The following is a 12,931-nucleotide window of genomic DNA, read 5'->3' on the forward strand; positions in this document are numbered from 1 at the left end:
GGGGCGCGAAGACCGCGGTGCCCGTGCACCGGTGTCCGGGGCCGGCCGGGAGCGGGGCCGCGTTGTCAGTCCCGCCCGGTAGGTTGTGGGACATGCGCATCGCCACCTGGAACGTGAACTCGATCACCGCCCGCCTGCCGAGGCTCCTCGCCTGGCTGGAGAGCAGCGGCACCGACGTGCTGTGCCTCCAGGAGGCCAAGGTCGCCGAGGAGCAGTTCCCCTTCGCCGAGCTGCGCGAGGCGGGCTACGAGGCGGCGGTCCACGCCACCGGCCGGTGGAACGGGGTGGCGGTGCTCTCCCGCGTCGGCCTCGACGACGTCGTCAAGGGCCTGCCCGGCGACCCGGGCTACGACGGCGTCCAGGAGCCCCGCGCGATCTCCGCCACCTGCGGCCCGGTCCGCGTCTGGTCGGTGTACGTGCCCAACGGGCGCGAGGTCGATCACCCGCACTACGCCTACAAGCTCCAGTGGTTCGAGGCGCTGCGCGCGGCCGTCGAGGGCGACGCGGCCGGCAGCCGCCCGTTCGCGGTGATGGGGGACTACAACGTCGCGCCGACGGACGACGACGTCTACGACCGCGCCGCCTTCGAGGGCTCCACCCACGTCACCCCCGCCGAGCGCGCCGCCCTCGCCTCCCTGCGCGGCGCCGGCCTGTCCGACGTGGTCCCGCGCCCGCTGAAGTACGACCACCCCTACACCTACTGGGACTACCGCCAGCTCTGCTTCCCCAAGAACCGAGGCATGCGCATCGACCTGGTCTACGGCAACGAGACCTTCGCCAAGGCCGTCACCGACTCCTACGTCGACCGTGAGGAGCGCAAGGGCAAGGGCGCCTCGGACCACGCGCCGGTCGTGGTGGACCTGGACGTGTAGCCCCCGGCCTCCCTCTGCCTTCCCTGCCTCCCTCTACCTTCCCTGCCTCCCTCTACCTTCCCTGCCTCCCACCGACTCCCTCTGCCCCCCCGCCACCCCCTCCCCGCAGTCCGCCGCGTCCGCGCGCCCTGTGGTGCGCACCGCGGCACGAATGACAGTCTGGAGGTATGAACATCCCCTTCCTCGGCAGACGGCGTGAAGAGCCCCGGGCTCAGGACGCCGAGGGCATCGGTGATCTGCTGGCCGACTGCGACCTGCTGCGTTCACAGGCGCTGGAGGAGGGTGTGCGCCTCGACGACTCCGCGGTCTCCCTGGAGCGGCTGGACCAGATGCTGCCGCGCTGGCGCGGCGACGAGGAGATCCTGGACTGGCTCGGCAACGACGCGGGTCTGTACCTCGGCACCGTGATCGTGCGCACCGTGCCCGGCGCGGCCTGGTCCATCCGGCCCGACGGACAGCCCGTCGTCCGGCTGGCCACCGGCCGGGAGTTCGACGTGGTGGCCTCCGGCCACGCCTGGGCGGCGGACGGCGCGCCCGAGCTCTCGCAGCTCTACGCCGAGGTCGCGGAAGCGTGAAGCGCCGTACCCGGGACAGCTGTCCGCAAGGCGCGTGCCGTCCGTACGCGTCAGCCGCACGCCGGGCTCAGGAGGCCCGGTGGGAGGTGCGGGGCGTCGCCGCCGGCGCCGGCAGGGGACTCGTCGCCGCCCGGGTCACGTCCCCGACGAGTTCGACGACGTCCGGGCCGTACGCCTGTGAGTTGACCACCTTCAGCAGCAGCACGAAGGAGTTGGTGCCGTGCTTGCGCGCCAGCTTCTCGTGGTGCCGTGCCAGGTAGCGGGTGGCCGCCTGGTTGGTGACGGCGCGCTGCCCGCAGAAGAGGAACGCGGGCCGCGCCTCGCGCCGGTCACCGGCCGTCAGCCGGGCCAGCAGGACGTACTCGGTGACCCCCGGATCCATGCGGTAGCGCTCCGCGCCGATCTGGAAGGCGCCCCGGTCGGGACCGGGCTCGGGATCGACGTTGACCCGCACCCCGGGCAGCATGGCCGCCATGTGGGCGACCATGCGCCGGTTGGACCCGGGCCCGCCCACGCAGAACTCCGTGCGCTCGCCGAAGCCCTGGTGGACCATGTCCTGGGTCACCACCTGCATATGGGCACCGCAGTCCTTGATCAGGGCGGCCAGCTCCAGCAGCGCGAAGACGTCGAAGCGGTGGACCGCCGGTTCGGAGGCGGCGGGGTCCCGGTTGACGACGAGCAGCGACTCGGAGCCGTCCGGCAGCCCGAAGAAGACCTGCTTGCGGCGGAGTCTGCGCTTCCACAGGTAGGTGCGGGTCAGCCAGCCCAGCGCGGCGCTGATGCCGGCGGCGACCACGCCCAGGACGATGTTGCGTACGTCGTCAGTCATGGGCGCGCATGCTAGCGGGCGTCGGCGTACCGGTGTTCGACGGACCGCGTCGGGACCGCGTCGGAACCGTGTCGTACGCGATCCCCGGACGTTCCTGACGCGACCATGACGATCAACTAAGCTGCCCGAACGGCCCTTCCCTGGAGGTGCGGATGCGTCGCCCTGTCACACGCAATCTGACGGTCCTGGCGGTCTCGGCCGCCGTGGTGTCGGTGGGGGCGGCGGCGCCACCCGCCGCGCAGAGCAGACCCGCCGTCCCCAAGACCCCGGTCGCCGTCGGGTACGGCGGCGCGGTGGCCAGCGTCGATCCGGACGCCTCCGCCGCCGGCATCGAGGTGCTGCGCAAGGGCGGAAACGCCGTGGACGCGGCCGTCGCCACCGCCGCCGCCCTCGGCGTCACCGAGCCCTACTCCGCCGGCATCGGCGGGGGCGGCTACTTCGTCCACTACGACGCCAAGTCCCGTACCGTGCACACGATCGACGGCCGCGAGACCGCGCCGCTGAGCGCCGACGAGAAGCTGTTCACGGAGAACGGCAAGCCCATCCCCTTCGCCGACGCCGTCAGCAGCGGCCTCGCCGTCGGCACCCCGGGCACGCCCGCCACCTGGCAGCGGGCCCTCGACGCGTGGGGCAGCCGGAAGCTGTCCTCGGTCCTCGAACCCGCCGTGCGCCTGGCCCGGGACGGCTTCACCGTGGACGAGACCTTCCGCTCCCAGACCGCCGCCAACGAGCAGCGGTTCCGCTACTTCCCCGACACCGCCGAGCTGTTCCTGCCCGGCGGGGAACTCCCGGTCGTCGGCTCCACGTTCAAGAACCCGGACCTGGCACGCACGTACAAGGAGCTGGCGCGCGAGGGCGTCGACGCGCTCTACCACGGCGAACTCGGCGAGGACATCGTCGAGACCGTGGGCGAGCCGCCCGTCGACCCGGAGTCCGGCTGGAAGGCCCGCCCCGGCGACCTGACCGCCGAGGACCTCGCGGCCTACGAGGCCGAGTTCCAGGCGCCCACCCGGACCTCGTACCGCGGCCTGAACGTCTACTCCATCGCCCCCTCGTCCTCCGGCGGCACCACGGTCGGCGAGGCCCTCAACATCCTGGAGCGCACCGACCTCTCCCGGGCGAGCAAGGCCCGCTACCTGCACCGCTTCATCGAGGCCAGCCGCATCGCCTTCGCCGACCGCGGCCGCTGGGTGGGCGACCCGTCCTTCGAGGACGTACCCACGAAGGAGCTGCTGTCGCAGCGGTTCGCCGACTCGCGGGAGTGCCTGATCAAGGACGACGCGGTGCTCACCAGCCCCCTGGCGCCCGGCGACCCGCGCGACCCCGCCCGCTGCGCGGACAGCGGCACGGCGGCGCCCACGACGTACGAGGGCGAGAGCACCACCCACCTGACGGTGGCCGACAAGTGGGGGAACGTCGTCGCCTACACGCTCACCATCGAGCAGACCGGCGGCAGCGGCATCACCGTGCCCGGCCGGGGCTTCCTGCTCAACAACGAGCTGACCGACTTCTCCTTCGCCCCGGCCAACCCGGCGGTCCACGACCCGAACCTGCCCGGCCCCGGCAAGCGCCCCCGGTCGTCCATCGCGCCGACGATCGTCCTGGACCAGCACCACAAGCCGGTCGTGGCCGTCGGTTCGCCCGGCGGAGCCACCATCATCACCACCGTGCTCCAGACCCTCACCGGCGTCCTCGACCGCGGCCTCCCGCTGGTCGACGCCATCGCCGCCCCGCGCGCCAGCCAGCGCAACGCCGCCCAGACCGAACTCGAACCCGGGCTCTACGACAGCGGCCTGCGGCAGGAACTGGAGGCCATCGGGCACTCCTTCAAACGCAACCCCGAGATCGGCGCGGCGACCGGCGTGCAGCGGCTGCCCAACGGGGCCTGGCTGGCCGCCGCCGAGAAGGAACGGCGCGGCGGCGGCTCGGCGATGGTCGTCAGGCCGGTGCGCTAGGGCTCACAGTTCGGGGACGGGCTGCCGCGGCGTCCGGAACACCAGCCGCCCGTCCTCGACGTCGACCGTCACCCGGCCGCCGTCCGCGATCCGGCCGTCCAGGAGCAGCCGGGACAGCTCGTTGTCGACCTCGCGCTGGATGGTGCGGCGCAGCGGCCGGGCGCCGTACTCGGGCTGGTAGCCGCGCTCGGCGATCCAGTCGACGGCCGCGTCCGTGAAGTCGACCGTGACGCCCTGCGCGTGCACCATGCGCCGGGTCTCCTCCAGCAGCAGGCTGGTGATCTGCCGCAGCTGCTCGCCGCTGAGCTGGCGGAAGACGACGATCTCGTCGATGCGGTTGAGGAACTCGGGCCGGAAGTGCTCGCGCAGCGGGCGCAGCACCTGCTCGCGCCGGGCCTCCTCGTCCGCCTCCGAGCCGCCCGCGCCGAAGCCGATGCCCGCGCCGCGCCGGGTGATCACGTCCGAGCCCAGGTTGCTGGTCATCACGATGACCGCGTTGGAGAAGTCGACCGTGCGCCCCTGCGAGTCGGTCAGCCGCCCGTCGTCCAGCACCTGGAGCAGGATGTTGAAGACGTCCGGGTGCGCCTTCTCCACCTCGTCCAGCAGCAGCAGCGAGTACGGGTGCCGGCGCACCACCTCGGTGAGCTGGCCGGCCTCCTCGTGCCCGACGTAACCGGGCGGCGCGCCGACCAGACGGCTGACGGTGTGCCGTTCCTGGTACTCGCTCATGTCGAGCCGGACCATCCGGTCCTCGCTGCCGAACAGCGCCTCGGCCAGCGCGCGGGCGAGTTCGGTCTTGCCGACGCCGGTCGGGCCGAGGAAGAGGAAGCTGCCGATGGGCCGGTCGGCGCTGGAGAGGCCGGCGCGGGAGCGCAGTACGGCGTCGGAGACGACCCGGACGGCCTCGTCCTGGCCGACGACCCGCTCGTGCAGGTGGGACTCCAGACCCAGCAGGCGCTCCTTCTCCTCCTGGGTGAGGCTGCTGACCGGGATGCCGGTCTGCCGGGACACCACCTCGGCGATGGACTCGGTGCCGACCACCAGGTTCAGGCCCTCGTCGGCCTCGCCGCCGCCGTCGGCCTCGGTGATCCGCTTCTTCAGCTCGACGATCCGGTCGCGCAGCTGGGTGGCCTGCTCGTACTGCTCGTCCGCGACCGCCTGGTCCTTGTCCCGGATCAGCTGGTCGACCTCGCGCTCCATGGCCCGTACGTCCGTGCCCTTGGTGCGCGCCCGCAGCCGCACCCGGGCGCCGGCCTGGTCGATCAGGTCGATCGCCTTGTCCGGCAGCCGTCGGTCGGTGAGGTAGCGGTCGGACATCTCCACGGCCGCCACCAGCGCCTCGTCGGTGTAGCGGACCTGGTGGTGGGCCTCGTAGCGGTCGCGCAGACCGCGCAGGATCTCGATGGCGTCGGCGGTGGTCGGCTCCGGGACCAGGATGGGCTGGAAGCGGCGGGCGAGGGCCGCGTCCTTCTCGATCCTGCGGTACTCCTCCAGGGTGGTGGCGCCCACGATGTGCAGCTCGCCGCGGGCCAGGGCGGGCTTGAGGATGTTCCCGGCGTCCATCGACCCGCCCTCGCCGCCCCCGCCGGCGCCGACGACCGTGTGCAGCTCGTCGATGAAGATGATCAGCTGGTCGGAGTGGGCGCGGATCTCGCCCACGATGTTGTTCATCCGCTCCTCGAAGTCACCCCGGTAGCGGGTGCCCGCGACGACGCCGGTCAGGTCCAGGGCGACCACCCGGCGTCCGATCAGCACGTCGGGGACGTCGCCGTCGGTGATGCGCTGGGCCAGCCCCTCCACCACGGCGGTCTTGCCGACGCCCGCGTCACCGATCAGCACCGGGTTGTTCTTGCCGCGCCGGGAGAGCACCTCGACGGTCTGCTCGATCTCGTCCTCGCGCCCGATGACCGGGTCGATCCGGCCCTGCTGGGCCAGGTCGGTGAGGTCGCGGCCGTACTTGTCGAGGGTCGGCGTGTTGGTGGCCTGCGGCCCCTCGGCGCGCCCCTTCGCCGGATCCGGCGTCTCCGTCGGCAGACCCGAGGGGGCGAAGCGGGCCGCGTTGAGGATGTGCCCGGCGGCCGAGTCCGGGTTGGCGGCCAGGGCGCTGAGCACGTGCTCCGGGCCGATGTACCCGGTGCCGGTCGACCGGGCCAGCTCGTGCGCGTCCAGCAGGGCGCGCTTGACGGCCGGGGTGAGGGACAGCGAGGTGGGCGGCGGGGCCTCGCCCGGCGGGTGCTGCACCGGGCCGCTGCGCTCGTCGATCTGCGACGCCAGCGAGTCCGGGTCGGCCCCGGCACGGCTGAGCAGGCCCCGCGTCGGTTCCGTGGAGAGCGCCGCGCGCAGCAGGTGCTCGGTGTCCAGGTCCCGGCTGCCGTGCTCGGCGGCGTACTGCGCGGCCCCGCGCACCAGCTCCCGGGCGGGCTGGCTGAGCAGCCGGCCGATGTCGATCTGCCTCGGCCTGGGCCCGCCGAAGAAGCGTGCCAGGAATTCCGCGAACGGGTCGCCCTCCGGGCCCATGTAGCCGCTGGTCATCGTGTACGGACCTCCGCTGCATCGCTGTCGACGTGCCGGGGCCGGGTAACCCGGTCGGGGCGCGGTCATGCCCAACATGACACGTTCTGTTCCGGTGGGCATGTCCGGGAACCCGGGGGCGGGACCCGGGCGGCGGAGGGCTTCACTCCCGGGTCCCGCGATGCCTCAGAGGCCGTCCCGTGACGTCAGGACGCGGGGGCCGGCGTCCGTGATCGCCACCGTGTGCTCCACGTGCGCCGCCCGCGAGCCGTCGTTCGTCCGCAGCGTCCAGCCGTCCGGGGCGGGGTGGTAGTCGTCCCGGCCGCCGCTGATCAGCATCGGCTCGATGGCGAGGACCATGCCGTGCCGCAGGGGGAGCCCGCGCCCGGGCCGGCCCTCGTTGGGCACCCCCGGGTCCTCGTGCATGTGCCGGCCGATGCCGTGGCCGCCGAAGTCCTCCATGATGCCGTAGCCCGCCGACCGGCACACGGTGCCGATGGCGTGCGCGATGTCGCCGATGCGGTTGCCGACCACGGCCGCCGCGATGCCCGCGGCCAGCGCCCGTTCCGCCGTCTCGATCAGGGTCACGTCCGCCGGGCGCGGGGCGCCCACGACGAAGCTGACCGCCGAGTCGCCGGCCCAGCCGTCCAGCGTCGCTCCGCAGTCGATGGAGACGAGGTCGCCGTCGCGCAGCCGGTAGCCGTCGGGGATGCCGTGCACGATCGCGTCGTTCACCGAGGCGCAGATGACGCCCGGGAAGGGCGTGGGCGCGAAGGAGGGCCGGTAGCCGAGGAACGGCGACCCGGCGCCCTCCTCGCGCAGTACCTCGCGCGCCACCGCGTCCAGCTCCAGCAGGGAGACCCCCACGTCCGCCGCCTTCCGTACGGCGGTCAGGGCGCGCGCGACGACCTGGCCGGCCGCGTGCATGGCGTCGATCGATGTGTCCGTCTTCAGTTCCACCATGCCAATTACTATACCGGTATTTGAATTGGGTCCCGCACGCCGGACCGGTATTAGAATGACGCCATGGTGCGCACCCCCCTGACCCCCGAAGAGCGCGAGCGCGGCGAACGGCTCGGCCGCCTGCTCCGCGCGGCCCGCGGCGAACGGAGCATGACGGAGGTCGCCGCCGCGGCCGGCGTCTCCGCCGAGACCCTGCGCAAGATCGAGACCGGCCGTGCGCCCACCCCGGCGTTCTTCACCGTGGCCGCGCTGGCCGGCGCGCTGGGGCTGTCCATGGACGAGCTGGTCGGCCGGTGCGAGCCCGCGGCGGCGGGCCTGAGGCTCTCGCACCCGGCCGCCTGAGCCGCGCGCACTCACCCACAGGAGTGCGAAACACGATCGACACCGCGCCTTGACGACGATGGTCTTGGCAAGCCCCTGCGGCCAGGCTTACGTTCGTCCCTCTACGGCCGCTCTACGGGCGTAGAGGCTCTGACGTCGTGACGTCGTGTCGAAGGAGCAGCTCATGGCCAACGTCGTACGCGCCGCTCTGGTCCAGGCCACCTGGACCGGCGACACCGAGTCCATGGTGGCGAAACACGAGGAGCACGCCCGCGAGGCCGCCCGGCGGGGCGCCCGGATCATCGGCTTCCAGGAAGTCTTCAACGCCCCCTACTTCTGCCAGGTCCAGGACCCCGAGCACTACCGCTGGGCCGAGCCCGTGCCCGACGGCCCGACCACCCGCCGCATGCAGGCCCTGGCCCGGGAGACCGGCATGGTCGTCGTCGTCCCCGTCTTCGAGGTCGAGCAGTCAGGCTTCTACTACAACACCGCGGCCGTGATCGACGCCGACGGCACCGTCCTCGGCACCTACCGCAAGCACCACATCCCGCAGGTCAAGGGCTTCTGGGAGAAGTTCTACTTCCGTCCCGGCAATCTCGGCTGGCCCGTCTTCGACACCGCCGTCGGCAAGGTCGGCGTCTACATCTGCTACGACCGGCACTTCCCGGAGGGCTGGCGCCAACTCGGCCTCGGCGGCGCCCAGCTCGTCTACAACCCCTCCGCCACCCACCGCGGCCTCTCCGCCCACCTGTGGCGGCTGGAGCAGCCGGCGGCGGCCGTCGCCAACGAGTACTTCGTCGCCGCGATCAACCGGGTCGGCCAGGAGGAGTACGGCGACAACGACTTCTACGGCACGTCGTACTTCGTCGACCCGCGTGGCCGGTTCGTCGGCGACGTCGCCAGTGACACCGAGGAGGAACTGGTCGTCCGCGACCTGGACTTCGACCTCATCGAGCAGGTGCGGCAGCAGTGGGCCTTCTACCGCGACCGCCGCCCCGACGCCTACGAAGGGCTGGTGCAGCCGTGACCAAGGACCTCTACGCCCGGCACCGCTCCGTCCTGCCCGACTGGCTCGCCCTCTACTACGAGGAGCCGCTGGAGATCACCCACGGCGAGGGCCGGCACGTCTGGGACTCCGCCGGCAACAAGTACCTCGACTTCTTCGGCGGCATCCTCACCACGATGACCGCGCACGCCCTGCCCGAGGTGACCAAGGCGGTGAGCGAGCAGGCCGGGCGGATCATCCACTCCTCGACCCTGTACCTCAACCGGCCCATGGTCGAACTCGCCGAACGGATCGCCCGCCTCTCCTCCATCCCCGACGCCCGCGTCTTCTTCACCACCTCCGGCACCGAGGCCAACGACACCGCCCTGCTGCTCGCCACCGCCCACCGGCGCAGCAACACGATCCTGGCGATGCGCAACAGCTACCACGGCCGCAGCTTCAGCTCCGTCGGCATCACCGGCAACCGCGGCTGGTCCCCGACCTCCCTCTCCCCGCTCCAGACGCTCTACGTCCACGGCGGCGTCCGCACCCGCGGCCCCTACGCCCACCTCGACGACCGGGACTTCATCGACGCCTGCGTCGCCGACCTGGTGGACCTCCTCGGCCACACCCGCCCGCCCGCCGCGCTGATCGCCGAACCCGTCCAGGGCGTCGGCGGCTTCACCTCCCCGCCCGACGGCCTCTACGCCGCCTTCCGCGAGGTGCTGCACGAGCGCGGCATCCTGTGGATCGCCGACGAGGTGCAGACCGGCTGGGGCCGCACCGGCGAGCACTTCTGGGGCTGGCAGGCCCACGGCCGCAGCGGTCCGCCCGACATCGTGACCTTCGCCAAGGGCATCGGCAACGGCATGTCGGTCGGCGGCGTCATCGCCCGCGCCGAGATCATGAACTGCCTCGACGCCAACAGCATCTCCACCTTCGGCGGCACCCAGGTCACCATGGCCGCCGGCCTCGCCAACCTCAATCACCTCCTGGAGCACGACCTCCAGGGCAACGCCCGGCGCGTCGGCGGACTGCTCATCGAACGGCTGCGGGCCGTCGCCGCCCAGGTGCCGCACGTCCGGGAGGTGCGCGGGCGAGGGCTGATGATCGGCATCGAGCTGACCCGGCCCGGCACCGACGAGGCCGCCCCCGAGGCCGCGTCCACCGTCCTGGAGGAGGCCCGCGCCGGCGGGCTGCTCGTCGGCAAGGGCGGCGGCCACAGCACCAGCGTCCTGCGGATCGCGCCGCCGATGTCCCTCACCGTCGCGGAGGCCGAGGAGGGCGCCGCGATCCTGGAGCGCGCCCTGCGGAGCATCTGACAGCAGCGTCCCGAGCAGAGGAAACGCCGCCATGACCTCCACCGTGGAGACCTCCGGGCAGCCGCCCTGGGAACCCGCCCTGTCGGTCCGCCAGGTCCTCGGTCTGGAGCGGGTGCTCGCCGGGCAGCCCGAGGTGGTGGCCGGCGCCCACAGGCTCGACCGGCCCGTGCGCTGGGTGCACGTCGCCGAGGCCGCCGACGTCGGGGTGATGCTCAGCGGCGGGGAGATGGTGCTCACCACCGGCGTGCTGCTCGCCGGTGACGAGGACAAGCAGGACGAGTACATCCGCTCCCTGCACCGCGCCGAGGCCGCCGCCGTCGTGCTCGGCCTCGGCCGGGCCTTCCCCGCCCCGCCGGACGTGATGCGGCGCGCCGCCGAGCGCTGCGGCCTGCCCATGGTCGTCCTGCACCGGCCCTTCCCCTTCGCCGAACTCACCGAGGAGGTACAGTCCCGGCTGCTGCGCCGCAAGTTCGCCGCCGTCAGCCTCTCCGAGGCCGTACGCACCGAACTGACCGGCCTGATCACGGCGGGCGCCCCGGTGCAGCGCCTCCTCGACGAGGTGGCCCGGCACGGCGGCTGCCCCGTCGTCGTCACCAACCTCGCCCACCGCGTCCTCGCCACCGCCGGGGAGCGGTCCGCGGTCGACGACGTGCTCCGGGACTGGGAGCGCATCGCCCGCCAGGCCGGCGCCGGGGCCGCCGACGGCTGGGTCCGCGCCGAGCTGAGCTGCCGCGGGGAGCGCTGGGGGCGGCTGGTGCTGTGCGGCTACCGAGGCGACCGGGCCGCCGGACGGCTCCTCGCCGACCGCGCCGCCGAAGCCCTCGTCCTGCACCGCATGCTCGGCGACGGGACGCACGCCGGCGGTCCGGGGAGCGTCCGGGACTCCTGGGAGGAGCAGTCCGCCCGCACCCTGCTCACCGACCTCGTCAGCGGCGCCGTACCCGCACGCCAACTGCTGCCCCGGGCGCGGGCCGCCGGACTGCCGGTCAACCGGCGCCTGTTCGTCCCGCTGGTGGTGCGCGACCCCGAGCCCGACCGCCCGGCCCGCGTGCTGCGGCTCCTGGGACTGCGGGGGATCGTCGCGGAGCTGGCCGACGGCACCACCGCCGTCCTGCTCAGCCTCGCCCCCGACCAGGACGCCAGGACGCTGACCACCCGCTTCGCGGCGCGACTGCGGTCGGAGCCGGACGCCGCGCACACCGTGGTGGCGGCGGCCGACGCCCGCGCCGACTGGGACGACGTACCCGCCGGGCTGCGCGAGGCCCAGCACGTCGCCGAGGCCGTCGCCGACTCCGCGGACGCCCTCGACCCGCCGCCCGTGGTCCGGCTGCGCGACATCCACCTGCGCGGCCTGGTCCGGCTGCTGCGCGACGACCCGCACGTGCAGTCCTTCGCCGAACGCGAGCTGGACGGGCTGCTGCGCGGGCCCGACGACGACCTGCTGTCCGTGCTGCGCACCTATCTCGCCACCGGCCGCAACAAGTCCCGCACCGCCCGGCTCCACCACGTCTCCCGCCCCGCCCTCTACCGCCGCCTGGAAGCCATACAGGGCCGGCTCGGCGTCGACCTCGACGACTTCGAACAGGCCGCCTCCGTGCACATCGCGCTCCTCGCCCACGACGCACAACAGGGGTGACACCGTGCAATGCCCGACTCCCGCAGACGTGACACCGTGCCACTCAAACCGGCCACCCGCCTTGCCTAGGCTCGCTGCACACCGAGCGAGTGGAGGCCGAAGATGAGCCGAGTGATCCGTGCCGCGCTCTTCCAGACCGCCTGGACGGGCGACAAGGAATCGATGATCCAGGTCCACGAGCAGGCGGTGCGCGACGCCGCCGCCCAGGGCGCACAGGTCCTGTGCTTCCAGGAGCTGTTCTACGGACCGTACTTCTGCCAGGTCCAGGACCCCGAGTTCTACGCCTACGCCGAGCGCGTCCCCGACGGGCCGATCGTCGAGCGCTTCCGGCGGCTCGCCCGCGAGCACGGCATCGTCCTGGTGCTCCCGATGTACGAGGAGGAGCAGCCCGGCGTCCTCTACAACACCGCCGCCGTCATCGACGCCGACGGCTCCTACCTCGGGAAGTACCGCAAGACGCACATCCCGCAGGTGCGCGGCTTCTGGGAGAAGTTCTACTTCCGCCCCGGCAACAGCGGCTGGCCGGTCTTCGACACCGCCGTCGGCAAGGTCGGCGTGTACATCTGCTACGACCGGCACTTCCCCGAGGGCTGGCGGGCGCTGGGCCTCGAAGGCGCCGAGATCGTGTTCAACCCGTCGGCCACCTCGCGCGGCCTGTCCGGCTACCTCTGGCAACTGGAGCAGCCGGCCGCCGCCGTCGCCAACGAGTACTTCGTCGGCGCCATCAACCGCGTCGGCGTCGAGGAGTACGGGGACAACGACTTCTACGGCACCTCGTACTTCGTCGACCCCGAGGCGCAGTTCGTCGGGGAGGTCGCGAGCGACAAGGAGCCCGAACTCGTCGTCCGCGACCTCGACATGGGCAAGCTGCGCGAGGTCCGCGACCGCTGGCAGTTCTACCGCGACCGCGCGCCCGGCGCGTACTCCCCGCTGACCGCGCCCTGACCCACCCGCCGGGGCCC

General features: G+C 72.8%; 11 protein-coding genes. 8 read left to right on the forward strand and 3 right to left on the reverse strand.

What is annotated here, in order from left to right; all coding sequences use genetic code 11:
• Positions 1-92 precede the first annotated feature (92 nt).
• Positions 93-872 (forward strand): exodeoxyribonuclease III, encoded by a 780-nt coding sequence (locus ACFZP7_RS27910; protein ID WP_019328575.1) that lies wholly within the window; start codon positions 93-95, stop codon positions 870-872.
• Positions 873-1,039: 167 nt separating this feature from the next.
• Positions 1,040-1,447 (forward strand): DUF6278 family protein, encoded by a 408-nt coding sequence (locus ACFZP7_RS27915; RefSeq protein ID WP_385636486.1) that lies wholly within the window; start codon positions 1,040-1,042, stop codon positions 1,445-1,447.
• A gap of 67 nt (positions 1,448-1,514) precedes the next feature.
• Here the strand turns inward: ACFZP7_RS27915 and ACFZP7_RS27920 are convergent, their stop codons facing one another.
• The gene (locus ACFZP7_RS27920) at positions 1,515-2,276 is read right to left on the reverse strand and encodes a hypothetical protein (protein ID WP_127439238.1); all 762 of its coding nucleotides are present in this window, start codon (positions 2,274-2,276) and stop codon (positions 1,515-1,517) included.
• A gap of 152 nt (positions 2,277-2,428) precedes the next feature.
• Between ACFZP7_RS27920 and ggt the strand changes: the two genes are divergently transcribed.
• Positions 2,429-4,231, forward strand: a complete 1,803-nt coding sequence (gene ggt / locus ACFZP7_RS27925) for a gamma-glutamyltransferase (protein ID WP_385636489.1) — start codon at positions 2,429-2,431, stop codon at positions 4,229-4,231.
• Between the two features lie 3 nt (positions 4,232-4,234).
• Here ggt and ACFZP7_RS27930 read toward each other — a convergent pair whose 3' ends face one another.
• Positions 4,235-6,763: an ATP-dependent Clp protease ATP-binding subunit gene (locus ACFZP7_RS27930; protein WP_019328579.1), complete on the reverse strand. Its 2,529-nt coding sequence runs from the start codon at positions 6,761-6,763 to the stop codon at positions 4,235-4,237.
• Between the two features lie 165 nt (positions 6,764-6,928).
• Positions 6,929-7,705 (reverse strand): type I methionyl aminopeptidase, encoded by a 777-nt coding sequence (gene map / locus ACFZP7_RS27935; protein WP_210901379.1) that lies wholly within the window; start codon positions 7,703-7,705, stop codon positions 6,929-6,931.
• 63 nt (positions 7,706-7,768) lie between these two features.
• Here map and ACFZP7_RS27940 point away from each other — a divergent pair, with 63 nt between their 5' ends.
• From ACFZP7_RS27940 to ACFZP7_RS27960, 5 genes are all read left to right on the forward strand, one after another.
• Positions 7,769-8,047 carry a helix-turn-helix domain-containing protein gene (locus tag ACFZP7_RS27940; RefSeq protein ID WP_031018069.1) on the forward strand — a complete coding sequence of 93 codons (279 nt, stop codon included), beginning with the start codon at positions 7,769-7,771 and terminating at the stop codon, positions 8,045-8,047.
• A 163-nt stretch (positions 8,048-8,210) separates the two neighbouring features.
• Positions 8,211-9,053 (forward strand): nitrilase-related carbon-nitrogen hydrolase, encoded by an 843-nt coding sequence (locus tag ACFZP7_RS27945; RefSeq protein ID WP_046251259.1) that lies wholly within the window; start codon positions 8,211-8,213, stop codon positions 9,051-9,053.
• Entirely contained in the window at positions 9,050-10,333 is a 1,284-nt protein-coding gene (locus ACFZP7_RS27950; RefSeq protein WP_019328583.1) for an aspartate aminotransferase family protein, read from the forward strand. Before ACFZP7_RS27945 ends, ACFZP7_RS27950 begins: the two co-directional genes overlap by 4 nt.
• A gap of 31 nt (positions 10,334-10,364) precedes the next feature.
• Positions 10,365-11,969 (forward strand): PucR family transcriptional regulator, encoded by a 1,605-nt coding sequence (locus tag ACFZP7_RS27955; protein WP_385636494.1) that lies wholly within the window; start codon positions 10,365-10,367, stop codon positions 11,967-11,969.
• A 102-nt stretch (positions 11,970-12,071) separates the two neighbouring features.
• The gene (locus ACFZP7_RS27960) at positions 12,072-12,914 is read left to right on the forward strand and encodes a nitrilase-related carbon-nitrogen hydrolase (RefSeq protein ID WP_029394016.1); all 843 of its coding nucleotides are present in this window, start codon (positions 12,072-12,074) and stop codon (positions 12,912-12,914) included.
• Positions 12,915-12,931: the final 17 nt, after the last annotated feature.

Origin of the sequence: Streptomyces sp. SudanB5_2050, from assembly GCF_964272335.1 — a bacterium.
Lineage (GTDB): Bacteria > Actinomycetota > Actinomycetes > Streptomycetales > Streptomycetaceae > Streptomyces > Streptomyces rochei.

Coding starts and splice junctions, on each gene's coding strand:
- ACFZP7_RS27910 (WP_019328575.1), top strand. CDS start 93: ATGCGCATCGCCACCTGGAACGTGAACTCGATCACCGCCCGCCTGCCG.
- ACFZP7_RS27920 (WP_127439238.1), bottom strand. CDS start 2,276: ATGACTGACGACGTACGCAACATCGTCCTGGGCGTGGTCGCCGCCGGC.
- ACFZP7_RS27940 (WP_031018069.1), top strand. CDS start 7,769: ATGGTGCGCACCCCCCTGACCCCCGAAGAGCGCGAGCGCGGCGAACGG.
- ACFZP7_RS27915 (WP_385636486.1), top strand. CDS start 1,040: ATGAACATCCCCTTCCTCGGCAGACGGCGTGAAGAGCCCCGGGCTCAG.
- map (WP_210901379.1), bottom strand. CDS start 7,705: ATGGTGGAACTGAAGACGGACACATCGATCGACGCCATGCACGCGGCC.
- ggt (WP_385636489.1), top strand. CDS start 2,429: ATGCGTCGCCCTGTCACACGCAATCTGACGGTCCTGGCGGTCTCGGCC.
- ACFZP7_RS27930 (WP_019328579.1), bottom strand. CDS start 6,763: ATGACCAGCGGCTACATGGGCCCGGAGGGCGACCCGTTCGCGGAATTC.
- ACFZP7_RS27945 (WP_046251259.1), top strand. CDS start 8,211: ATGGCCAACGTCGTACGCGCCGCTCTGGTCCAGGCCACCTGGACCGGC.
- ACFZP7_RS27955 (WP_385636494.1), top strand. CDS start 10,365: ATGACCTCCACCGTGGAGACCTCCGGGCAGCCGCCCTGGGAACCCGCC.
- ACFZP7_RS27960 (WP_029394016.1), top strand. CDS start 12,072: ATGAGCCGAGTGATCCGTGCCGCGCTCTTCCAGACCGCCTGGACGGGC.